Source organism: Ruegeria sp. BC2 (assembly GCF_056539245.1).
In genome coordinates this window covers 848,582-872,229 of record NZ_JBQFUQ010000001.1, presented here as the reverse complement: position 1 = coordinate 872,229, position 23,648 = coordinate 848,582, and the positions used below count along the sequence as shown (strand labels likewise).

Below are 23,648 nucleotides of genomic sequence, written 5' to 3'. Positions count from 1 at the left end.
ATATTGACCTTATGAAAGAAGGTTTCGGGTGCCCGCATGGATAGTAACGATTTTGGACGGTTGGCCTATCTGGTTCTGCTGGGAGCCGCACTGCTGATGTGGTTCTTCACTCACAATCGGCAGTCGTTGGGGAAGACCCTTCAGATGGCTATGGCCTGGGTCTTCATCTTCATCGGGATCATTGCCGTTGTCGGCCTTTGGGGCGACATCCGCTCGACCGTTGGCGTATCTCCGCAGATGTCCGTGACCGGAGATGTGATCGAAGTACCCCGCTCGTTCGACGGGCACTACTACTTGCCGATGCTGGTGAATGGCAAACCGGTGACATTCCTGGTGGATACCGGGGCCAGCCAGATCGTGCTGAGCCCGCAGGACGCGGAGCGTGTAGGGTTCGATACCGATCAGCTGACCTTTCACGGCCGTGCCTCGACCGCAAATGGGGTGGTCCAGACTGCGCCTGTGCGCCTCGACAGCCTGGCTTTGGGACCCATCACAGACCGAAATGTTCCGGCATGGATCAACGGAGGAGATCTGGACCAGTCCCTGCTGGGCATGGATTACCTGCACCGTTTTTCCAACATCCAGTTTTCTGACGGCCGGATGATCCTGTCGCGCTGAATGGCGGCTTTCGGGATTGAGAACAAAGTGCGAACATGCTAGCATTCGGCCATGTCCACGCATCTTCTTGGCCGCAAACCGGCGCGCGCGGCGCCGGGGCTGACCCTGCATGATGAGATTTCGCTACAACTGGCCCGCGTGCACGAGGCCTGCGGCCCCGCGCGGCGCAGCTTTGCCATGTGGCTGGCCGGTCAGGCGCAGGGGCCGGTTCTGTGGATCTCGCCCGCGTGGGAGGCCGATCAGCTGAACCCCGACGGCATGATGCCCTTTGCCGATCCCGCCCGTTTCCTGTTCGTCCGCCCCACCCGGGCCGAGGACCTGCTGTGGTGCATCGAAGAGGCGCTGCGCAGCGGGGCGGTGCCGCTGGTGGTCGGCGATCTGCCGGGGGCACCGGGTCTGACGCCGGTGCGCCGGATGCATCTGGCCGCCGAACAGGGGGGCACGATGGGTAAGGCCCCGCTGGGGCTGCTGCTGACCCCGGGCGACGGCGGCGCGCAGGGCATCGAGACGCGCTGGCACATGGCCCCGGCGCACACGGGCCAGACCCGCCGCTGGACCCTGACCCGCCGCCGCGCCCGCGCCCTGCCCCCGGTCAGCTGGCACGCCACCCAGACCGCGCCGCGCACCGGGCTGCACCTGCAACGGATCGGCGTCGAGGAAACCTGCGCCTGACCGACCGGCCCCGGATCACGCAAGTTGTGACTGGTCAAACCGCATCCCGCCCCCTAGCGTGCCGAAATGACCCACCCGATCCACGACAGCCGCTATTCCTGGCTTCGCCTTCTGGTCACTCTGGCCATCGCGGCGGTGGCCAATGTGGGCATGTGGGCGGTGATCGTGGTGATGCCCGCGATCGAGACCCAGTTCGGCGCCAGCCGGGCCGAGGCCTCGATGCCCTACACGCTGGCCATGATCGGATTTGCGCTTGGCAACATGTGGCTGGGTCAGGTGGTGGACCGGCTGGGCGTGACCAAGGCGCTGATCGGTGCCGCAGGCCTCAGCGCGCTCAGCTATCTGCTGGCGACATGGGCGCCGACGATCACGATGCTGTCGGTGGCGCATCTGCTGCTGGGCCTGGGCACCGCCGTCGGGTTCGGCCCGCTGATCGCCGACATCTCGCACTGGTTCCTGCGCCGACGCGGGATCGCCGTGGCGCTGGTGGCCAGCGGAAACTATCTGTCCGGCGCGATCTGGCCCACGCTCCTGTCCGGTATCCTCGCCCGCGACGGGTGGCAGCAGGTCTATCTGACATTGGCGGTCATCACCCTGATCGTTGTCATCCCGCTGTCGCTGCTGCTGCGCCGGCAGGTCCCGGCTGAGGCGCATGGCACCGCCGCAGCCGCCGCGCAGATCAACGCGCGCAGCGTCGGCCTGTCGCCGCGGACCCTGCAATATGTTCTGGGCCTCGCCGGAATTGGCTGCTGCGTCGCAATGTCGATGCCGCAGGTCCACATCGTCTCCTACTGCGTAGGCTTGGGCTATGGCCCGGCGGTCGGGGCCGAGATGCTGTCGCTCATGCTGATGGGCGGTGTCGTCAGCCGGATCATCTCGGGGCTGGTGGCAGACAAGTTGGGCGGCGTTCACACGTTGCTGATCGGGTCGATCCTGCAATGCATCGCCCTGTTCCTGTTCCTGCCTTATGACGGGATGGTGTCGCTCTATGTCATCAGCCTGTTGTTCGGACTGGCGCAGGGCGGCATCGTGCCCAGCTATGCGCTGGTCGTCCGCGAATACATGCCCCCGCAAGAAGCCGGGGCACGGGTCGGTTTCGTGATGATGATGACGATCATGGGCATGGCGCTGGGTGGCTGGATGTCCGGCTGGATCTATGACGTGACCGGGCAGTATGAACTGGCCTTCGTGAACGGGATCCTGTGGAACGGGCTGAACATCGCCATTATTGCGACACTGCTGATGCGCTCGCGGCCGCGCCAGGGGCGGGTTCCGGCATGAGCCGCCTGACCCGCCGAACTCTGGTACTGGCGGGGCTGGCATCGCTGCCCTTGGTGCGGCACGCCGTGGCCGCCCCGGTTCCGTATATACTTGAACCACAAGGGACATTGATCGAATTCACATTCGGTCTGGCTGGCTCGGCCCAGACCGGCACCATGCCGATCCAGACCGCTGACGTTCTGGTGGACACGAAAAACCTGCGCAACAGCATGGTCGACGTCGTCCTGAACGTCGCCGAGGCACGCACGAAACTGCCGTTTGCACGCGGCCCGATGCTAAGCCGATCCGTGTTGGATGCCGCGCGGTTTCCATCTATCCACTTCGTCTCGACGGCCGTCAGCCTTGGCCCCGGCGGACGCATTTCCGACGGAGCGACCGTCACCGGCGATTTGACGGTGCGCGACGTGACTCGTCCGATCACTCTCGATGCCGCGCTTTATCGCCCGCCGGGTTCCGCAAAGGACGATCTGGACCGGCTGTTCATCCATTTGACCGGCGCGTTGAACCGGAACTATTTCGGCGCCACCGGCTATGCGGACCTGGTCGACGAAACTGTGGGATTGAACATACGAACCGAAATTCGCAGAAAACCCTGAAACTGGCGGAAAACGACACCACAAAGTCGAATAGCCGCGCGCATCGACATGCGCCATTCGGACATCTACTGGACCCATGCGTACCATCATCTCATTCGCCGCCCTTTTTCTTTCGGTCATTCTTTTGCAGCTTTCCACGGGCGGCGTGGGTCCCCTGGACGCGATATCCGGCCTGACGCTGGGGTTTTCGACCGAACAGATCGGCCTTTTGGGCTCGGCTCACTTTTTGGGCTTTTTCGCGGGATGCTGGTGGGCGCCAAGGTTGATGGGATCCATCGGGCACTCGCGCGCCTTTGCGGTCTGCACTGCTCTGGGTGCGATGGGTCTGATTGGCCACACGCTGACCGAAAACCCCTATGCATGGGCCGCGCTGCGCATTGCCTCGGGCACCTGCGTGGCGGGTTGTTATACGGTTATCGAGGCCTGGCTGAACGCCAAAGTCACCAACGAAACCCGCGGCCGCGCCATGGGCACATATCGGTTGGCCGATATGGGAGCCTCTCTCAGCGCGCAGTTGATCATCGCCGTTCTGCCACCTGCCTCATATGTCTCTTACAACCTGCTGGCCATCCTGTGCTGTGCCTCGTTGCTGCCGCTGACCCTGACGCGCGCCAGCCAGCCCGAAACCCCGGACGCACCGCGTTTGCGGCCCAAGCTGGCCTGGCATTGCTCGCCCTTGGCGGTGGCTGGAGTGATCGTCTCGGCCATCAGCTCTGCTTCGTTCCGGATGGTTGGTCCCGTCTACGGACAAGAGGTTGGGCTGGGCGTCGATCAGATCGCGTTCTTTCTGGCGGCCTTTGTTCTGGGCGGCGCGCTGGCGCAGTATCCGGTCGGGTGGCTGGCCGACAAATACGACCGCCGCTGGGTGCTGATCTGGATGTCGATTGCCGCCGTTGTCAGTTGCAGTATCACCATGGCCGCCAGCGGCACGGGCACCGTCGGCGTCATGCTGGCTGCCGGGTTGTTCGGAATAACGACCTTTCCGATCTTCTCGATCTCATCCGCGCATGCCAACGACTTCGCCACCACCGAGCAGCGGGTGGAACTGTCGGCGGCGCTGATGTTCTGGTATGCGCTGGGGGCTATCGCCTCGCCCTATGTTTCCTCGACGCTGATCGAGCAATTCGGCCCCGGCGCGCTGTTTGCCTTCGTGGCATTGGGCCACGCGGTCCTGATCATCTTTGGACTGGCCCGGATGCGCTCGCGCCCGACGCCCGAGGAACGCACCAACTACGTCTACGCGCCGCGCACGTCCTTCACCATCGGCCGCCTGCTGAAACGCTCGCGCGAAGGGCGATAGCATTCTGGGGCTGGGATTTCCCGATCCGGTTTGATAGAGCGCGCGCAGACAGTTAGGCGGAAACCAAACATGGCTCGGATTCTCATTACCTCGGCAATTCCCTACATCAACGGGATCAAGCACCTTGGCAACCTGATCGGCTCGCAGCTGCCGGCGGATCTGTTCGCGCGCTACCAGCGCGGCCGCGGAAACGAGGTCATGTTCTTGTGTGCCACCGACGAACACGGCACCCCGGCCGAACTGGCCGCCGCCAAGGCGGGCAAGCCGGTGGCCGAATACTGCGCCGAGATGCACGAGGTGCAGGCCGACATCGCCAAACGCTTTGGCCTCAGCTTCGATCACTTCGGCCGGTCGTCCAGCCCGCAGAACCACAAGCTGACCCAGCATTTCGCCGGCAAGCTGGCCGAGGCCGGGCTGATCCGCGAAGTGACCGAAAAGCAGGTCTATTCCAACGCCGACGGCCGTTTCCTACCCGACCGCTACATCGAAGGCACCTGCCCCAACTGCGGCTACGAAAAGGCGCGCGGCGACCAGTGCGAAAACTGCACCAAGCAGCTGGACCCGACGGACCTGATCGACCCGCGCAGCGCCATTTCCGGCTCGACCGACCTTGAGGTGCGCGAGACCAAGCACCTGTATCTGCGCCAGTCGGCGATGAAGGATCAGCTGGACGCCTGGATCGACAGCAAGACCGACTGGCCGGTGCTGACCACCTCGATCGCCAAGAAATGGCTGCATGACGGCGACGGCCTGCAGGACCGCGGCATCACCCGTGACCTGGACTGGGGCATCCCGGTCAAGAAGGGCGACGAGGACTGGCCCGGCATGGAGGGCAAGGTCTTCTACGTCTGGTTCGACGCGCCGGTCGAATACATCGCCTGCGCCAAGGAATGGGCCGACGCCCACGGCAAGCCGGATGCGGAATGGGAACGCTGGTGGCGCACCGACAAGGGCGCCGACGACGTGCGTTATGTGCAGTTCATGGGCAAGGACAACGTGCCGTTCCACACCCTGTCCTTCCCGGCCACCATCCTCGGCTCGGGTGAGCCGTGGAAGCTGGTCGATCACCTGAAGTCGTTCAACTATCTGAACTATGACGGCGGACAGTTCTCGACCAGCCAGGGCCGCGGCGTCTTCATGGACCAGGCGCTGGACATCCTGCCCGCCGACTACTGGCGCTGGTGGCTGCTGAGCCATGCGCCCGAAAGCAGCGACAGCGAATTCACCTGGGAGAACTTCCAGCAATCGGTCAACAAGGACCTGGCGGACGTGTTGGGCAATTTCGTCAGCCGGATCACCAAGTTCTGCCGCTCGAAATTCGGTGAAGAGGTTCCGTCCGGTGGCGAATACGGTGAACGCGAACAGGCGCTGATCGAGGAACTGACCAAGCGCATTCGCGCCTACGAGGCGCACATGGAGGCGATGGAGGTCCGCAAATCGGCGCAGGAACTGCGTGCGATCTGGGTTGCGGGCAACGAATACCTGCAGGCCGCTGCGCCTTGGTCCACTTTCAAAGAAGACCCGGAACAGGCCGCCGCGCAGGTGCGGCTGGGCCTGAACCTGATCCGGCTTTATGCGGTACTCAGCGCGCCGTTCATCCCTGAAACCTCGGCCAGAATGCTGAGCGCGATGAACACGCTCGATACCAGCTGGCCCGAGGACGTGGAGGCCGCGCTGAACGCCCTGCCCGCCGGACACGCATTCACGGTGCCGGACGTTCTGTTCGCCAAGATCACCGACGAACAGCGCGAAGATTGGCAAACACACTTTGCCGGAGTGCGGAGCTGAGTACAGCAAGGGGGCCGGCGGCCCCCTTTTTTTCAGCCAACTGACCCGACCGATCCGATGAAATCGTCGGACGAAATTGGTTCGACGACCGAGACATCCCCGGACAGGGTTCGAGCGTTTAAAATTCAAATACTTGAGAATTTTCAACAATGCCTCCATCCTGACTTGGAGTTTAGTCGACTCGGGCTTCAGGAACGGTCCGGCTCGACCCAAATCCCGGTTTGAATGAGGCACTCGCAATGACCGTTGAAAAGACGCTTACCCACACGACCAGCAATCGAACGCTCTCGCGTCTCGGCCTTTGCGCGACACTGCTGGCATGCCTTGCGTTTACACCGGTCGCATTTGCCCAGGATCAGTCGGATGCACCGCCGCCCAAGGTTTCGATTGCGGCCGCATACACACAGGAAATCACCGAGGAGGCTGTTTTTATCGGGCGGGCCGAAGCCACGGACAACGTGGACATCATCGCACGGGTCAGCGGTTTCCTTGAAAGCCGGAATGTCGAAGAAGGCTCGTTGGTCAACGAGGGTGATCTGCTGTTTACCATTGAGCCCGACCTGTACCAGGCCACGCTGGACGCCCGAAAAGCGGATCTTGATCGGGCCGAAGCCAATCTGGAACTGGCCAAGGTCGACCTGGCCCGCAAGGAAGAACTGTACAGGCGAGACGCAACGCCGGAATCCGAGCGCGACATTGCCCGTGCGAACGAGCTGGTGGCCGAAGCCGAAGTCAAAGCGGCCAACGCAGCCATTCAACAGGCGCAGCTTGATCTGGACTACACACAGATCCACGCGCCGTTTTCCGGCCGGATCGGTCGGATCAGCACAAGCGTCGGCGACGTGGTCGGCCCCAACACGGAACCGCTGGTCAACCTGATCAGCGAAGCGCCGATTTACGTGAATTTCTCGTTGAATGAAAAGCAGTTCACCTCCGTTCTTCAGACCGTTGGTGAGACCGCCTCCACCCTTGCTGAAAGCAACAAGAGCCCGGTTGTCCGGCTTACGCTGCCCAATGGTACCGAGCTGGAAGAAACCGGCAAGATCGTGTTCGTGGACAACCGGATCGACCCGTTGACCGGCGCGATCACCCTGCGCGCCGAGTTTGCAAACGACAAACGTCTGATCGTGGATGGCGCCTTTCTGAACGTTCACATCGAAGCGCTTGAACCCACGCTTGAAGTGCTGATCCCTCAAGCTGCCCTGCAGCGGGATCAACGCGGAGAGTTTGTGCTGGTCGTCAACGACAAGCAGATGGTCGAACAGCGCTACATCACGACCGGCGACACGGTCGGTTCTGCCGTGATCGTCAAGGAAGGTCTGCGAGAGGGCGAAAGCGTCATCGTGGAAGGGCTGCAAAGGGTGCGCCCGGGTGTTGCCGTTGACGCCGTTGTCGCCTCTGAACAGCCGGGAGAATAACTGATGTTTTCCGCCCTGTTCATCAGCCGGCCCAAGCTGGCACTTGTGATCTCGCTTGTGCTGACAATCATGGGGGCGATTGGCTACATGGTCCTGCCGGTTGCCCAATTCCCGGACATTACGCCGCCGGTGGTCAGCGTCACGACGACCTACACCGGCGCCAACGCCGAAACAGTTGAAAACACGGTTGCCGCGCCGATCGAAGCGCAGGTCAACGGCGTGGACGACATGATCTACATGACGTCCACATCCTCGGACAACGGCTCGTATTCGCTGAACATCACGTTCGAGGTGGGCACCGACCCCGACATCGCATCAGTCAACGTGCAAAACCGTGTGGCTCAGGCCATGTCCTCGCTGCCGACCGAAGTTACCTCGTCGGGGGTGGTGACGCAGAAAGCGTCGACGAACATGCTGTTGCTGGTCACGCTGACCTCGCCCAACGGTACCTATGACAGCGTGTTTCTGTCGAACTACGCGTCGATCAACCTCAAGGATGCGCTGGCGCGGGTGCAGGGCGTGGGCAAGGCCGACGTTCTGACCAACCTGGAATACGCGATGCGTATCTGGATGGACCCCGACAAAATGGCCGCTCTGTCCATCACGCCGGGTGACGTGATCTCGGCCATTCGCGAACAGAATATCGAGGTTTCCGCTGGCTCGATCGGCGCCCCGCCGGTGCCTGAAGGCCAGACCTTTCAGTACACGATCAAGACCAAAGGCCGCCTGACATCGGCCAAGGAGTTTGGCGATATCGTCATTCGGACCGGCGACGCCGGCTCGATCGTGCGGGTCCGTGACATTGCGCGTGTCGAACTGGGGGCGGAATACTATGCCGCATCGGGCTATTTTCAGGCCGTTCCGGCGACGGTAATCGGCATCTACCAAGCGCCGGGCGCCAACGCGCTGGCCGTGTCCGACCGCGTCGAAGCCGAACTGGAGCGTCTTTCACGGTCCTTCCCGACCGATGTGGAATATGCGGTTCCCTTCAACACTACGGACTTCGTCGAACAGTCGCTGAACGACGTGGTGTCAACGCTGATCCTGACCTTCATTCTGGTGATCTCGGTCGTGTTCATCTTCTTGGGCAGTTGGCGGGCGACAATCATTCCGGCCGTGGCGATTCCGGTCTCATTGATCGGGACATTTGCGTTCCTGCTGCTGTTCGGGATGTCGCTGAACACAATCTCGCTTTTCGCACTCGTGCTGGCCATCGGGATCGTGGTCGACGACGCGATTGTGGTCGTCGAGAACGTGGAACGGATCATCGCCGAGGAAGGCCTGCCGCCGGCCGAAGCGACCCGCAAGGCCATGGGGCAGATTACTGGCCCCGTCATTGCGACAACTTTGGTTCTGCTGGCCGTGTTCGTCCCCGTGACCTTCATGCCCGGTATCTCGGGGCGGCTGTATTCACAGTTCGCGGTTACGATCTCGACCGCCGTCGTCATCTCGTCCATCAATGCGCTGACCTTGTCCCCGGCGCTGTGCGGTTTGGTCCTTCAGGCACGTTCAGGCCCACCCAAGGGTCTGCTGGCGGTGTTCGAGAAATTCATCGGGACGATGCGCGCAGGCTATGTGTCCATCGTACGCAAGCTGCTGATCATCCCCGTGGTCTCGCTTGGGATCATCGCGGGGTTTGCCTTTGGCGGCGTGACGATCATGTCGAACACCTCCAGCGGGTTCCTGCCGCTTGAGGACAACGGCTATCTGTTCGTCGACATCCAATTGCCCGACGCGGCCACACTGGAGAGAACCGAGGCGGTATCCAAACGTGTCGATGACCAGATCCGCGAGATTCCGGGCGTGGCGAATACCGTTCTGATCAACGGTTTCTCACTGCTGAACGGAACCATCACCAACGGTGCTGCTGTTTTCGTCAACCTCGACAACTGGGATGAACGGCAAGACGAGGATCTGACGGCGGACGCCATCCTGCAGAAGGTACTGGCCATCGCCAACGGCGAATCCGCCGCCTCGATCGTCGCGTTCAACCCGCCACCGATCCAAGGTCTTGGCATGTCGGCGGGCGTGGAAATGGAGGTTCAACAAACCGGAGGCGGCTCGCCGCAGGATTTGGCCTCGGCCGTGGGATCCTTTGTCTACGCGGCCAACCAGCGGCCTGAAATCGGCCAAGCCTACACGACTTTCCGGGCCAACGTCCCGCAGCTGTTCGTGGATCTGGATCGGGAAAAGGCAAAAACGCTGAACGTATCGGTCGCCGAAATCTTCCAGACCATGCAGGCTCAGCTTGGCTCGTACTATGTGAACGACTTCAATCTGTTCGGCCGCGTCTATCGCGTGATGATCCAAGCCGAAGGGTCGTATCGTGACAATGTCGAGGACATCTCGAACCTGTACGTCCGCTCGAACACCGGTGAGATGGTCCCGCTGGGAACGCTCATCGACGTCGAAAACGTGCTTGGCCCGGTTCTGTTGAAACGCCACAACCTGTTCCGTTCCGCGACGGTGACGGCGGTTCCGGCAGAAGGTCTGTCGACCGGTGACGCAATCACCGTGATGACAGAAGAGTCGGCGACCGCCCTGCCCCCGGGATATGCCTTTGAATGGACCGGAACCGCCCAACAACAGCTGGCATCCGGCGGGCTGGTCGTGGTGATCCTGGGGCTGGCGATCCTATTCGGGTATTTGTTCCTGGTCGGACAATACGAAAGCTGGACGATGCCGGTCTCGATCCTGCTGTCGGTGATCGTGGCCCTGTTCGGCGCGGTTGCGGCGGTGGCGATCGTGGGCAGTGACATCAACCTGTACACGCAGATCGGGATGATCATGCTGGTGGGGCTTGCGTCAAAGAACGGTATCCTGATCGTGGAATTCGCGATGGAGCAGCGAGCCAAGGGGCTGTCTGTCAAGGACGCTGCCGCCGAGGCCGCGCATCAGCGTTTCCGGGCCGTCATGATGACCGCGCTGTCCTTCCTGCTGGGCGTTGTGCCCCTGCTGGCAGCCAGCGGTGCTGGTGCCGCCAGCCAGAAGGCGATTGGTGTGGCCGTATTTGGCGGGATGCTCGCCGCGACACTGTTCGGGGTGATCCTGGTGCCGGTCCTCTATGCGGTGATGCAGAGCATGCGAGAGTGGATCAAGGGCACGAACAAGGATCCCGATCCTTCTGAAAAGGCGGCCTGACCGACAGAAAAAAGAAACGCCCCGCGACATCCGCGGGGCGTTTTTCTTTGGTGGGTCACTGAGCGGTTTTCAGTTATTGCCGACGACGCTTCTGCATCCAGGCCTCGATCTGCTCAACCTCCTCGGGTTTCAGGCGCAGTCCCAGTTTGTTTCGACGCCAGATCACATCCTGCGCTGTACGGGCATATTCCTTGTCCATCAGCCATTCGAGCTCACGCTCGGTCAGGGTCGCGCCAAAATCGACGCCCAGATCATCGGCCTGGACCGCGTTCCCGAGGATGATGCGTGCTTCGGTGCCGTACGCATGTACCAGACGGTGCGCCCATTTGTCGGTGAGGAACCCATAGTCGGCCTTCAATCCGGCAACCAGTGCCTCGACCCCGTCGACCGGGAAATCCCCGCCCGGCAGAGCAACTCCCGCAGTCCAAGGGCCAGAGAGGTCTGGGAAGTGCTCGGCCACCTTCTCCATCGCGCTTTCGGCAAGGCGGCGATAGGTTGTGATCTTGCCACCAAACACGTTGAGGACCGGCGCGCCGCCCTCGGCGTCCACTTTCAATGTGTAGTCCCGCGTAGCTGCCGTGGCGCTTTGGGCGCCATCATCATACAGCGGGCGCACGCCGGAATAGGTCCAGACAATATCGTCACGCGACACCGGCTTCTTGAAGTACTTGGACGCGAAGGCGCACAGATAATCCTGCTCGGCCTCGGTGCAGACGGGCGGCTCGGACGGATCGGGGTGGTCCTGATCAGTGGTCCCGATCAGTGTAAAGTCCTGCTCATAGGGAATGGCGAAGATGATGCGCCCGTCCTCACCTTGGAAGAAGTAACATTTGTCATGGTCGTAGAGACGCGGCGTCACGATATGGCTGCCGCGCACCAGCCGCACGCCCTCGCGTGAGTTCGAACGGATCTTGGTCCGAATGATGTCTCCAACCCACGGCCCGCCCGCATTGATCAGCATCCGCGCGCGCAGTTCACGGGTTTCACCGCTTTCGCAATCCTGCACGGTGATCTGCCAAACATCTTCGCTGCGTTCGGCCGACAGAACCTTGGTGCCCACCAAGATCCGCGCGCCGCGTGCCTCTGCATCGCGTGCGTTCAAGATCACCAGCCTTGAATCCTCGACCCAGCAATCGGAATACTCATACGCGGTTTCGAACTTGTCCTGCAGCGGCGCACCCTCGGGCGCCGTGCGCAGGTTCAATGAACTTGTTCCCGGCAGGATCTTCCGGCCGCCTAGGTTGTCATACATGAACAGCCCCAAACGGATCAGCCAGGCAGGCCGCCGCCCCTTCATCCACGGCATGACCGTCCCCAACAAGCGCGACGTGGGCGTTTCAGAGTCAAACCGCATGTCCGGGTGATACGGCAGAATGAACCGCATCGGCCAACTGATATGCGGCATGGCACGCAAAAGCGTTTCACGTTCGATCAGGGCCTCGCGGACCAGACGGAACTCGAAATACTCCAGATAGCGCAGCCCTCCGTGAAACAGCTTGGTCGAGGCTGACGAGGTGGCCGAGGCCAGATCGTTCATCTCGGCAAGCGTGACGCTCGACCCGCGCCCGGCCGCGTCGCGCGCGATGCCGCAGCCATTGATGCCGCCACCGATGATGAAAAGATCGGTGATCTGGGTGTCCGACTGTTCCATGTTTGATGATTCCATTTGCAAAAGGGTCGCGCGCATTAACGCGACCGACACTCGTTTAGTCAATTTCGATTTTCGTTTTTGTTCGCTTTGTCGCATCTCGTGCAACTTGATCGTCGTTCACTTCTTTCTCCTTCGGCACCCAGTCAAGAAAACATCAGGCTTGCGCTCGATGCCCAAAAAGAACAAAAACGAACAGAGCCACACCCGCGGAGCCGAATATGTCCCTGTCCTTTCGCCAATCCGACATCCTGAGCCTTGCCAAGCAAAACGGACGTGTCGCGGTCGAGGATCTGGCCGAGCGGTTCAATGTCACTGTCCAGACCATTCGTCGGGACCTGTCGGAACTGTCCGATGCCGGGATGCTGGACCGCGTTCACGGGGGCGCGGTTCTGAGGTCGGGCGTTTCGAATATCGGTTACGAAGACCGCCGCGGACTGAACGACGAAGCCAAGACACGCATTGCCAAACGGTGTGCCGCCGACATACCGGACGGAGCATCGGTGTTCATGAATATCGGCACCTCGACCGAGGCCGTGGCACGGCAACTTGTGACCCACAAGAACCTGATGGTCGTGACCAACAATATGAACGTGGCCAACATTCTGGTCGAAAACCCTGAATGCGAGATCGTGGTCGCTGGTGGTGTTCTGCGCCGATCAGATGGGGGCCTGATCGGTAATCTGACAGTCTCGACCATTCGTCAGTTCAAGTTTGACTACGCGGTCATAGGGTGTTCTGCGTTGGATAGCGAAGGCGATCTGCTGGATTTCGATTTTCAGGAAGTGAACGTCAGCCAGACAATCATCGCGCAGGCGCGGCATACCAGCCTTGTTGCCGATCACTCGAAATTCCAGCGGTCGGCCCCGGCCCGCATCACGTCATTGTCCGAAATCGACACGTTCTATACAGACGCACCCGTCACATCCGAACTGGCTGCGTGCTGCCGCGAATGGCAGACCCAATTGGTGGTGTGCCGCTAGGGTTCGCTCGCACTTAAGGCGAACGGACGATCCCAAAACTTGCCAGATGGCAGCGGGCCTGACAGTATCACCACCATTGCAATCGTTGCACGGGAGGGGAGGACCGAGCCATGATCGCGCTTTTATTTGCGTTACTTACAGCCGTTATGGCGCTGAATTACTTTGGACGGACAAAGGCCGGGAACGTGGTTTTCTTTCTCACGCTGGCGTTGAGCGTCTATTGGCTCAAGTTTCACGCCACCAGCCAACTGACAATTCAGTTGTAGAAAGGGACGATCATGACACCTGAACTGTCCCGTACTCTGAATGCCCTGGGAATGCTGGCCGTCAGCCTTGTTCTGCTGCTGGCCTATGTCTACCAGCTCAAGCTGTATGAACTGCCCTGCCCGCTCTGCCTGTTGCAGCGAGTTGGCTTCGTCGCGGTTGGTGTTGGTCTGGGCCTGAACCTGCTTTATGGCCCGCGGCCCCAACACTATGCGATCATGCTGATTGCGGCCCTCTACGGCGGCAGCGTGTCGGTGCGGCAGATCCTTCTGCACATCGTGCCGGGAACCGGGCACTATGGCTCTCCTGTGTTGGGCCTGCACTACTATACTTGGGCTGCCATCTGCTTTTTCCTGATCCTGTTGGGCACCGCCATCATGCTGATGTTCGAGAAACAGTATGTCTCGGACACGCGCGCGGAACCACGCTTTGGCGGCAGCACATTGGCAAAGGTCGCGTTCTTCATCATGCTGGGTCTTGCGGTGCTGAACGCCGGTTCGACGCTGTTGGAATGCGGTCCGGGCATCTGCGCCGACCCGCCGACCAGCTACAAATTGATTGACGAACTGGACACCAACAACTGAGGATGGGGCAACCGTCCAGACAGGAGGCGCGACGATGGGACTACTGGGGCAGCCGCTGGGCTATTATGACTACCTGACATTCGTAGCGCTGATCCTACTGCTGGCGGCGGTCATGGCCTTGTTTCTGTTCATCATGGGCCTGCCCGGCCGCATCGCAATCAAACGGAACCACCCCCATGCCGAAGCCGTCAAACTGATGGGATGGATGGGGTTTCTGGCGATCATCCCCTGGGTGCACGCCTTTATCTGGGCCTACCATGATGGCATGACCGTGGACATCCGCCGCTTGCCCGAGGGCGAGCGCGAAGCGATCCGCAAGGAGATCGAGCGCCTTGGCGGGCGGGTCAAGGACGAGTACCGGGCCCCTGCTGCAGACGACCCACAGAAAACCTGACGCCGAAGGAAATCCACCACTATGTTCGTCGCCCTCGGCATCACGCTTTTCTACATCATTTTTGTCTGGTTCATTTTCTTCAAAGCACAATGGCTCAAGTTCAACATTGTCTGGGGGATCGTGTCGTTCTGGGTCGGCGCCCATCTGCTGCTGATCTTCCTGGTCGCGCTCCGGTTCTTCCAACCCTTCTCGATCGACAGCCACGTAGTGCGGTCCACCATCCAGATCGTCCCGAAACTGACCCAACCGACCATCCTGACCGAGGTCTTGGTCGAACCCAACACGCCCATCACCAAGGGCGATCCGCTGTACCGGTTTGATGACACGGTGTTCAAGCTGGCCGTCGAGAACGCGCAGGCCCAACTGGTGGCTGCGGAGCAGAACGCCAAAATCCTTGAACAGGACGTGATCGCCTCGACCGAGGCGGTGGAGCGCGCCAATGCCCAGCTGGCTTATGCGATGACGCAGAAGGCGCGCTATGAAAACCTGGTGCCTGCCGGGGGTGCGCGTCAGGACGAGCTGGATCGCTGGAACGAACAAGTGACCGAAGATCAGGCTGCGGTCAAACAGGCTGAGGCCAATCTAAGAAAGGCGCAACTTGCGCAGGAATCACAGATCGACGGAGTGAACACCGGTATCCTTCAGGCCAAGGCGCAGCTGGCCGAAGCACAGTATTTCCTCGACAATACAACGATCTACGCTCCTGAGAACGGTATGATCGTCTCGCAACAGGCCCGTCCCGGCCTTGTGGTCGGTGATATCCGACTTGGGGCCATCGCCAGTTTCGTGACTGAGGATTCGCCCTATATCCTGGCCACATACCGCCAGCAGAACCTGAAATTCGTCGAACCCGGTCAGCCTGTCGAGGTCGCGCTGGACCTGTACCCGGGTGAAATTCTGACCGGCAGGGTCGAGGCCATCTGGTGGGCCACCCGGCAGGGGCAATACCTGCCTTCTGGCCGCCTGCCGGGGTTCGAGCTGCCTAAAATTCCCGGGCGCATCGCGGTGCAGGTTTCAGTCGACGTCCCCGAAGGGCATACCTTCCCCGCTGGCGGGCACGCGGCCGTGGCCATCTATACCGGGCAAGGCACAAGCTTCGAGTTTCTGCGCCGCATCAACATCCGCCTCTATTCCTTCGCCAACTTCATCCGACCGTTGGATATCTGAGCATGACACACATGAACCCGGACCATCCGCGCAGGCCACGAAACCGCCGCCACATGTTGGTTGGCACCGCGCTGAGCGCCGCGTTGCTGTTTGCATGCACCCCGGTCGGGCCGGATTTCGTGCGCCCCAACTCGCCGGTCGTGAAACAGTGGATGGAGGCCAACAGCCCCAGCGCCAGCCAGGCCAGCGGTCTGACATCACGCAGCGCCCCCGTGGTCAAATGGTGGCAGAGCTTCAATGACCCGACCCTGAACAAGCTGGTGGCCGAGGCCTATGCCCAGAACCTGACGCTTCAGGTCGCAGGCGCGCGCGTGTTGCAGGCCCGCGCGCAACTGGGCATCGCCTTCGGCGAGCTCTATCCGCAATCTCAGGCCGTGGGCGGATCATTGGAGCGGCGCCGGATCAGCGACAACCTCGGTCCCATTGCCGATATCAACCGGATCATTCCGCTGGATACCGAGTTTTCGACGTCGCAGGTGGGATTTGACGCCCAGTGGGAACTGGACGTCTGGGGCGCGCAGCGGCGCGGCGTGCAGGCGGCGCGATCGAACCTGGCACTGCAAGTCGCCAACTATGACGACGCGCTGGTGACGCTGACGGGCGATGTGGCCGCGCTGTACATCAACATCCGCGCGCTGCAGGAGTCGCTGGCCGTCGCACGCGAGAACATCAAGCTGCAGCAGGAAGCCAATGATCTGACCCAGTTGCGGTTCAACAATGGTGTGACGACGGAATTGGATGTGCAGGAATCCACCGCCCTGCTGAACAACACCAAGGCGCTGGTGCCGACGCTGGAAAGCGATCTGCAGCAGGCCAAGAACGCGCTGGCGGTTCTGCTGGGCACGACACCGTCGCGCATGACCGGTCTGCTGGGAACGTCCGGGCGGATTCCGTCAGCAAGATCGAACGTCGCAGTCGGCGTTCCGGCCGAACTGCTGCGCCGCCGCCCCGACGTTCGCGCCGCAGAACTGGCCGCAGCCACGCAATCGGCGCAGGTGGGCATTGCCATGGCGGACCTGTATCCGCAGTTCATCTTGTCGGGCTCGATCGGCCTGCAGGCGTCGGGCGGGCGCGACCTGTTTAGTTCCAACAGCACCACGGGTCTGGCCAGCGCCGGCGTGGTCTGGAACGTTCTGAACTATGGGCGGATCAAGAACAACGTGCGCGCGCAGGACGCCGCCTATCAGGCGCTGATCGCCAACTATCAGAACACCGTGCTGACCGCCTATTCCGAGGTCGAAAGCGCCATGGTCGCCTATGCCCAGGCGCGCAAACAGGTGACGTTCTACCAACGCAGCGTCGACGCAGCGCGCAAAGCTGCCGACATCGCCGTCAGCCAGTATCGCGACGGCATCGCAGACTATTCCCGCGTGCTGAACACGCAGACCGCGCTACTGCGCTCGCAAGCCAACCTGATCGAGGCGCGCCAGCAGGTGTCGTCGAATCTGGTCGCGGTCTACAAGGGTCTGGGCGGGGGCTGGCAGATCCGTCAGAATCAGGAGTTTCTGCCGGAAACCGTACTGGCCGAGATGTCCTATCGCACCGATTGGGGGGACCTGCTGCAGCAGGACCCAACACGCGCAAGTCTGAACTAGGCGCTATTTCGTTAGGCCCGTCAGGCCTCCAGAGATCAGGATGTTCACCTCGTACAGGATGCGCGGCGCGGCCAGACCGCCTGGGCTGGCCAGATAGTTGGGGCTCCACTCCGGGTCGAACTTTTGCTTGAAGGCGCGCAGCCCCTCGAAGTGATAGAACTGCTCGCCGTGCTCGTACACGAAGCCGCCGATCCGGTTCCAGAGCGAGGCGAGTTGCCGGTTCTCGATCCCGGAAAACGGCGCGGCCCCCAATGAGAACCAATGAAACCCTTGGCCGGCGCCCCAGTTCATCATCTCGGCGAACAGAGCATCCATGACAAAGCTGGGGCAGTCGGGCTCGTACCGCATCAGATCCAGCGACAATTCCGACTTGTTGCCGCCCTGAAACAGGTTGGCAAAAGCCACGATGCTGCCAGTCTCGCCGTTCTTCAGAACCGCATGGTCGAAATAGGACAAATACTGCTCGTCGAACCCGCCCAGGGCAAAACCCTTTTCCGCGCCCGCCTTGCCTTCCAGCCAGTGATCCGAGATCTGGCGCAGCTCGGGCAGGACCGGTGCAAGCTGTTCTTTGGGAATGATCTCGAAGACATATCCTTCACGCTCGGCCCGGTTCCGGGCCTGACGGAACCGCTTGCGGGATTTGCCGTCCAGCGTGAAGTCCTTCAGCGGAACCCGGGCGACCTCACCGATCTTGAGGATCGACAACCCGAGGTCCAGAAACGTAGGCAGATACTTGGTGGACACGCTGTAAAATGCGCAGAGCTTGCCTTCGGCATCGGCCATTTCGCGCAACTGCCAAATCAGTTGCTGGCCGGCGGCCTCATCGCCGACAGGCTCGCCCTTGCTGATCAACGCGTTGCCGGAATCGGCATAGGCCAGAAAGGCGCTTTCATCCGGCGCGACCAGGAACTGCTTGTCGCCGGTCAGGCTGATCTGCGCCTCGGTGTCTTCGCTGACCAGCGCCAGACGTTCGACCGCCGCAGGGATCTCGGTGCGCTGACGTGCGGGGATCGTGCGTCCGAACAACGAGTTCACGGCCACCACCCCGACGATGACCGCCACCACCATGCTGGAGCGTAGGAACCGCGAGGCATCGCCATTCCATGCAAACTCCCACCACAACGCATTTTCGTATTCGACATGGGAATAGGCAAACAACCCGATCCAGAAGATCACCGCCAGCAACGCGATCAGACTGACCAGCCAGGGAATGTTCAGTCGGAGGATAGAGGCGCCGCTGACCCGGTAGAAAGCCCCCCGAAACAGGGCCAACAAACCGATGGCTGCAAGCATTCCGATGGCCTCATGCGTATCCAGCCCCTTGGCCAGTGACGCAAAGAACCCGGCCAGCATCAGGATCATGGCAACGATCCATGCCCGGTACAGCTTGCGGTACAGCCCCCGCGCCACAAGCAGCAGCAGAACGCCGATGGCGCTTCCGGCCAGATGCGATGCCTCGACGAAGGACAGGGGCAGAAACTCGCGCAGGATTCCCAGCTTCGTCGAGCTGGCCGGCAAGGTGCCAGACACCAGAAGAACCACACCGGCCACTGCCGCGATACCGGCAGCCACCATCGGCACGATTGGCCGGACGGCCCGGTAAAACCAGGTGGCCGCGCCGCTGATGTGATGCCGGTGTGCCAGCGCCGAAGCGACGGCGATCGACAGGCTTGCGATGGCAAATGGCAAAAACGTGTAGACAACCCGGTAGAGCAGCAAGGCGGCAATCACGTCCGACCGGCCCGAGGCCCCCAGCCCGGCGATCAACGTGGCCTCGAACACACCGATTCCGCCCGGGGCGTGGCTGAGAATCCCAACTGCGATTGCGCAGATATAGATGGTGAAGAAATAGGGATAACCGACGCCCAGATCGTCGGGCATCAGAACATAAAGAGCCATCGACGCGCCGAACAGATCCCCGATTGCCGCCAGCGTCAAAAGGCTGGCCAACTTGCCTCCGGGCAGGTCAAATCCCACCCCGCCAAAGGAAAGCCGACGCCCGCCTTTGGCCAGCCATACAAACAGCACCAGTAGACCGACCAGCAGGGCAACCCCGATGACCGTTTCAAGCGTTCCACTGATCGGCAGCGCTTGGGCGATCCCGTCCGGATGAAGCGTCATCATTCCGCCGAGGATCAGGATAAGGCCCATCCAGAAGGCCACCCATGATGTGGCGATCACGCCCGCGACCCGTCCCAGATCCAACCCCAGCGACGCATAGATCCGATAGCGGATCGCCGTGCCCGTGATGTACGAAAAACCAAGGCAATTCGACACCGCATAGCCGCTGGCACCAGCCATGGCCGCGATGCGAAGGGGGACCGTTCCCCCCGCCACGCTCTGCACGGCGAAGACGTCATAGAAGGACAGAGACAGAAAACTGAAGGCCGTCCAGAAAACGGCAAGGAACATCACCCGCCAAGACGTTCCGGCAATGTCAGATTGCACGTCCGACCATTTCACATGGCTCGACAGGTCGTGCAGCACCGTCAACGCGATCAGCGTTATCACAACAGGTATCGCCAACCTGACGATCGGCTGCTCCAACAGACCGGTCACCCGGGCAATCAGGATTTCCGCCCGCGAGTTTTCGCCTGGGTCTGCTGTGCTCATATTGATTTCCCTGCCCATGGGCCTGATCAAGCCTGCGGGAAAACTCTTGCACAAATCGTTTGGTATTCAAAGCTATGCCGCGCTGGTGAATGGCGGGCGGTTCAAAAGCGGCCTTTTCGGGTGGACAGAAGCAGATTGGTCTCGGAGCGGGTCACGCCTTCGATGCGGCGGATCTGGAACAGAACCTCGTCCAGTTCGGCCAGCGTCTCGGTCCCGATCTCGGCGATCAGGTCCCATCCGCCATTGGTGGAATGCACCGCCCGCACCTGCCGCATCGCCGCGATCCGGGCCATGATGCGCTCGGTCCCGCGCCCTTCGATTTCCAGCATCATCAGCCCGCGCACAGGGCTTTGCGCGACGTCCCGACGGGTCAGGACAGTAAAGCCCACAATCTCACCCGATTGCTTGAGCCGCTGCAGCCGGCTGCGCACGGTCGTCCGCGTTACACCCAGCACTTCTGCAAGCTCTGACAGGGACGCGCGAGCATCTCGGTGAAGGGCGCTGAGCAAGCGGCTGTCCAGATCGTCCATTCCGTGTTTCCATTTTGGATCCTCAGATTTCATTTTGAGCATTTTGCCTCCTTCACGCAACCCGCATTGCACCGCTAAATGAACGTATGGATACCAAATCAGTCATTCTCGTTGGTGCCGGCATGGACGTCGGCAAGCGGCGACAGGGTTGCCGGATGGGACCCGACGCGTACCGGGTGGCCGGAATCGCCGAGGCGCTGTCAGACCTCGGGCACACGGTCACAGACTTTGGCGACACCCGCCCGGACACAGTCGACATGCCGCAACATGATCACCTCTTTGCCCTACCCGAATGCGTAGGTTGGACGCGGGCTTTGATCCGGGTCGCGCAACAGGCGGCCCAACAAGGTCTGCCGATTTTCATGGGCGGGGACCACGCCCTGTCGATGGGCACGGTCTCTGGCATGGCCGCCCATGCGCAGCAGATCGGGCGCCCACTATTCGTGCTTTGGCTGGACGCGCACAGCGATTTCCACACGCCCAACAGCACCGGCAGCGGCAACCTGCATGGCACTCCGGTCGCCTATTTCACCGGTCAGCCCGGGTTCGACGCTTTCCCCGCTTTGGATGCTCCGATACCCACGGACCGCGTCGGCATGATCGGCCTGCGTTCCGTTGACCCGGCCGAGCGCGCCGCGCTTGAGAAAGACCGCGCCATGCTGGCCGACATGCGCAGCATCGACGAACACGGCATCAAGGCCCCGCTGATGGCCTTTCTGGAACGCGTCCGTGCCGCGAACGGTATTCTGCATGTCTCGCTGGACGTGGATTTCCTTGACCCCGCCATCGCGCCGGCCGTCGGCACCACCGTTCCCGGTGGCGCCACCGAACGCGAAGCGCATCTGGCCATGGAACTGCTGCACGAAAGTGGGCTGGTCTGCTCGCTGGACCTGGTCGAGCTGAATCCTTTCCTGGATGAGCGCGGCCGTACCGCGAAACTGATGGTCGACCTGGCCGCCTCGTTGCTTGGGCGCCGCATCTTCGACCGCATTACCCGGAGCTTCTGATGCATTCCCTTCAGGCCCCCTCGGCCGTTGTCATGATCCAGCCACACGCCTTTGCCTCGAACCCCGAAACCCGTGACGACAATGCGTTCCAGACGCTGGCCAACCGCTCGGCCGAGGCGACCTCGGCCGCCGCCCGCGACGAGCATGACCGCGCGGTCGAGCAACTGCGCAACGCCGGCGTCACCGTGCATGTGTTCGACGATTTCGGTGACAACGACACGCCCGACAGCGTGTTTCCGAACAACTGGTTCTCGACCCATCCGGGCGGACACGTGGCGATCTATCCGATGTTCGTCCCCTCGCGCCGGCGCGAACGGCGGATGGATGTGATCGAGATGCTGAAACGCGACTATCGCGTACAGGACGTGATCGACTATTCCGGGCTCGAGCAGGACAACCTCGCGCTGGAGGGCACCGGTGCGATGGTGCTCGATCACGTCGGGCGCATTGCCTATACCGTCAAATCCAACCGCGCCGACCCGGTGCTGCTGGAACGGTTCTGCACCCATTTCAACTACGAGCCCATCGCCTTCGAGGCCCGCGACGCGCAAGGCCGCGATGTCTATCACACAAATGTTCTGATGGGGATCGGCACGCATTACGCCCTGATCTGTCTGGACATGATCACCGACCCCGAGCGGCGCGCGACCGTTCGGGCGCGGCTCGAGGAATCCGGCCGCACGGTGATCGACCTGACCCACGACCAGATCGCCGAATTTGCCGGTAACGCCATCGAACTGACAGGCCGCGACGGGCTGGTTCTGGCGCTGTCCAGGCGGGCTTTGGCCGCGCTGCGCCCGGATCAGATCGACATCTTCCAGGACAGCGCGACGCCCCTGCCGTTGTCCGTTCCCACCATCGAAACCGCCGGCGGGTCGGTGCGCTGCATGATCGCAGGCATCCACCTGTCACGCCGCTAGGAGAGACCCCATGCAACCTTCCGACAAGGCGCTTGTTCCCTTCGTATCCGTCGACAACATGATGCGGCTGATTCACCACATCGGTGTCGAAAGAATGATCACCGAGATCGCCGCCCAGATCGAGGACGACTTCAAACGGTGGGAGAGCTTTGACAAGACCCCGCGCATCCCGGCCCATTCCCCACATGGCGTGATCGAACTGATGCCGACCTCGGACGGCGAGGCCTATGGGTTCAAATATGTGAACGGCCACCCCAAGAACACATCCGAGGGCCTGCAGACCGTCACGGCGTTCGGCCTGCTTGCGGACGTGTACACCGGGTATCCGACCCTGTTGACCGAGATGACGATGCTGACGGCGCTGCGCACCGCGGCAACCTCGGCGCTGGTCGGCAAGTACCTAGCCCCCAAGAATGCGTCCACGATGGCGATGATCGGCAATGGCGCGCAGTCCGAATTCCAATGCCTGGCCTTCAAGGCCATGGGCGGGATTGATACCGTTCGCCTTTACGACATCGATCCCGCCGCCACCGCGAAATGCGCGGCCAATCTGCAAGGGACCGGGTTGAAGGTGGTTTCGTGCCGCTCGGCCGAAGAGGCGATTGAGGGCGCGCAGATCATCACCACCTGCACCGCCGACAAGAAATACGCCACGATCCTGACCGACAACATGGTCGGCCCGGGCGTGCACATTAACGCGATCGGCGGCGACTGCCCCGGCAAGACCGAATTGCATCGCGACATTCTTCTGCGGTCCGACATTTTCGTGGAATACCCCGAGCAGACCCGGATCGAAGGTGAAATTCAGGCTCTGGACCCTGACCACCCGGTCACCGAGATGTGGCAGGTCATCACCGGTCAGGCCGAAGGTCGCCGTGACGACCGGCAGATCACTCTGTTCGACAGCGTCGGTTTCGCGATCGAGGACTTCTCGGCTCTGCGCTACGTCAAGCGCGCGATCGAGGGAACCGAGTTTTTCGAGCCCCTGGACATGCTGGCGGACCCGGACGATCCGCGCGACCTGTTTGGCATGCTCATGCGGGCCAAGTGAGCCGTATCGCCCCGTTTTGCGGTTAGGCCGGATGGGGGCGCTGCCCCCGTTCAGTCTTTGCGACACTGAGGTATTGGG

General features: G+C 61.6%; 20 protein-coding genes. 17 read left to right on the top strand and 3 right to left on the bottom strand.

Annotated features, from left to right (window positions below):
• Nucleotides 1–36: 36 nt before the first annotated feature.
• The 8 genes from ACR0CU_RS04240 (at nt 37) to ACR0CU_RS04205 (ending at nt 10,814) form a co-directional block, all read left to right on the top strand.
• Entirely contained in the window at nt 37–618 is a 582-nt protein-coding gene (locus ACR0CU_RS04240; RefSeq protein ID WP_170445528.1) for a retropepsin-like aspartic protease family protein, read from the top strand.
• 51 nt (nt 619–669) lie between these two features.
• Nucleotides 670–1,290: an ImuA family protein gene (locus ACR0CU_RS04235; protein WP_480642523.1), complete on the top strand. Its 621-nt coding sequence runs from the start codon at nt 670–672 to the stop codon at nt 1,288–1,290.
• Nucleotides 1,291–1,356: 66 nt separating this feature from the next.
• The gene (locus tag ACR0CU_RS04230; protein ID WP_170339548.1) at nt 1,357–2,571 is read left to right on the top strand and encodes an MFS transporter; all 1,215 of its coding nucleotides are present in this window, start codon (nt 1,357–1,359) and stop codon (nt 2,569–2,571) included.
• Nucleotides 2,568–3,167 (top strand): YceI family protein, encoded by a 600-nt coding sequence (locus ACR0CU_RS04225; RefSeq protein ID WP_170445525.1) that lies wholly within the window; start codon nt 2,568–2,570, stop codon nt 3,165–3,167. Before ACR0CU_RS04230 ends, ACR0CU_RS04225 begins: the two co-directional genes overlap by 4 nt.
• A 76-nt stretch (nt 3,168–3,243) precedes the next feature.
• Entirely contained in the window at nt 3,244–4,467 is a 1,224-nt protein-coding gene (locus ACR0CU_RS04220; RefSeq protein ID WP_170357586.1) for an MFS transporter, read from the top strand.
• A 69-nt stretch (nt 4,468–4,536) separates the two neighbouring features.
• Entirely contained in the window at nt 4,537–6,255 is a 1,719-nt protein-coding gene (metG, locus tag ACR0CU_RS04215) for a methionine--tRNA ligase (protein WP_170437272.1), read from the top strand.
• A gap of 239 nt (nt 6,256–6,494) precedes the next feature.
• Complete coding sequence (locus tag ACR0CU_RS04210; protein WP_170339557.1) at nt 6,495–7,673, top strand: efflux RND transporter periplasmic adaptor subunit; 1,179 nt, start codon at nt 6,495–6,497, stop codon at nt 7,671–7,673.
• A gap of 3 nt (nt 7,674–7,676) precedes the next feature.
• Nucleotides 7,677–10,814 carry an efflux RND transporter permease subunit gene (locus ACR0CU_RS04205; protein WP_170445522.1) on the top strand — a complete coding sequence of 1,046 codons (3,138 nt, stop codon included), beginning with the start codon at nt 7,677–7,679 and terminating at the stop codon, nt 10,812–10,814.
• 73 nt (nt 10,815–10,887) lie between these two features.
• Here ACR0CU_RS04205 and glpD read toward each other — a convergent pair whose 3' ends face one another.
• The gene (gene glpD, locus ACR0CU_RS04200; protein WP_480642519.1) at nt 10,888–12,465 is read right to left on the bottom strand and encodes a glycerol-3-phosphate dehydrogenase; all 1,578 of its coding nucleotides are present in this window, start codon (nt 12,463–12,465) and stop codon (nt 10,888–10,890) included.
• Between the two features lie 218 nt (nt 12,466–12,683).
• Between glpD and ACR0CU_RS04195 the strand changes: the two genes are divergently transcribed.
• The 6 genes from ACR0CU_RS04195 to ACR0CU_RS04170 all read left to right on the top strand — a co-directional run bounded on the left by ACR0CU_RS04195 (nt 12,684) and on the right by ACR0CU_RS04170 (nt 17,449).
• The gene (locus ACR0CU_RS04195) at nt 12,684–13,445 is read left to right on the top strand and encodes a DeoR/GlpR family DNA-binding transcription regulator (protein WP_170366964.1); all 762 of its coding nucleotides are present in this window, start codon (nt 12,684–12,686) and stop codon (nt 13,443–13,445) included.
• Between the two features lie 110 nt (nt 13,446–13,555).
• The gene (locus ACR0CU_RS04190; RefSeq protein WP_170339565.1) at nt 13,556–13,711 is read left to right on the top strand and encodes a DUF5993 family protein; all 156 of its coding nucleotides are present in this window, start codon (nt 13,556–13,558) and stop codon (nt 13,709–13,711) included.
• Between the two features lie 12 nt (nt 13,712–13,723).
• Entirely contained in the window at nt 13,724–14,293 is a 570-nt protein-coding gene (locus tag ACR0CU_RS04185; protein WP_170339003.1) for a disulfide bond formation protein B, read from the top strand.
• Between the two features lie 34 nt (nt 14,294–14,327).
• A complete protein-coding gene (locus ACR0CU_RS04180; protein WP_170445515.1) occupies nt 14,328–14,687 on the top strand; it encodes a DUF3302 domain-containing protein in 360 nt (119 codons plus the stop codon).
• Between the two features lie 21 nt (nt 14,688–14,708).
• Entirely contained in the window at nt 14,709–15,854 is a 1,146-nt protein-coding gene (locus tag ACR0CU_RS04175) for an HlyD family secretion protein (protein ID WP_170357580.1), read from the top strand.
• Nucleotides 15,855–15,856: 2 nt separating this feature from the next.
• Nucleotides 15,857–17,449, top strand: coding sequence for an efflux transporter outer membrane subunit (locus ACR0CU_RS04170; RefSeq protein ID WP_170433072.1), 1,593 nt, complete (start codon nt 15,857–15,859; stop codon nt 17,447–17,449).
• Nucleotides 17,450–17,452: 3 nt separating this feature from the next.
• On the opposite strand, the gene mprF is transcribed toward ACR0CU_RS04170, so the two are convergent.
• Both mprF and ACR0CU_RS04160 read right to left on the bottom strand, forming a co-directional pair.
• The gene (gene mprF / locus ACR0CU_RS04165; protein ID WP_170445512.1) at nt 17,453–20,062 is read right to left on the bottom strand and encodes a bifunctional lysylphosphatidylglycerol flippase/synthetase MprF; all 2,610 of its coding nucleotides are present in this window, start codon (nt 20,060–20,062) and stop codon (nt 17,453–17,455) included.
• 101 nt (nt 20,063–20,163) lie between these two features.
• The gene (locus tag ACR0CU_RS04160) at nt 20,164–20,592 is read right to left on the bottom strand and encodes an Lrp/AsnC family transcriptional regulator (RefSeq protein WP_093961837.1); all 429 of its coding nucleotides are present in this window, start codon (nt 20,590–20,592) and stop codon (nt 20,164–20,166) included.
• Nucleotides 20,593–20,678: 86 nt separating this feature from the next.
• Here ACR0CU_RS04160 and rocF point away from each other — a divergent pair, with 86 nt between their 5' ends.
• The 3 genes from rocF to ACR0CU_RS04145 are packed head-to-tail and all read left to right on the top strand — an operon-like array spanning nt 20,679 to nt 23,570.
• Entirely contained in the window at nt 20,679–21,599 is a 921-nt protein-coding gene (gene rocF / locus ACR0CU_RS04155) for an arginase (protein WP_170363644.1), read from the top strand.
• Nucleotides 21,599–22,519, top strand: a complete 921-nt coding sequence (ctlX, locus tag ACR0CU_RS04150; protein WP_170445509.1) for a citrulline utilization hydrolase CtlX — start codon at nt 21,599–21,601, stop codon at nt 22,517–22,519. Before rocF ends, ctlX begins: the two co-directional genes overlap by 1 nt.
• 10 nt (nt 22,520–22,529) lie before the next feature.
• Complete coding sequence (locus ACR0CU_RS04145; RefSeq protein WP_170445505.1) at nt 22,530–23,570, top strand: ornithine cyclodeaminase; 1,041 nt, start codon at nt 22,530–22,532, stop codon at nt 23,568–23,570.
• The last annotated feature ends 78 nt before the right edge of the window (nt 23,571–23,648 follow it).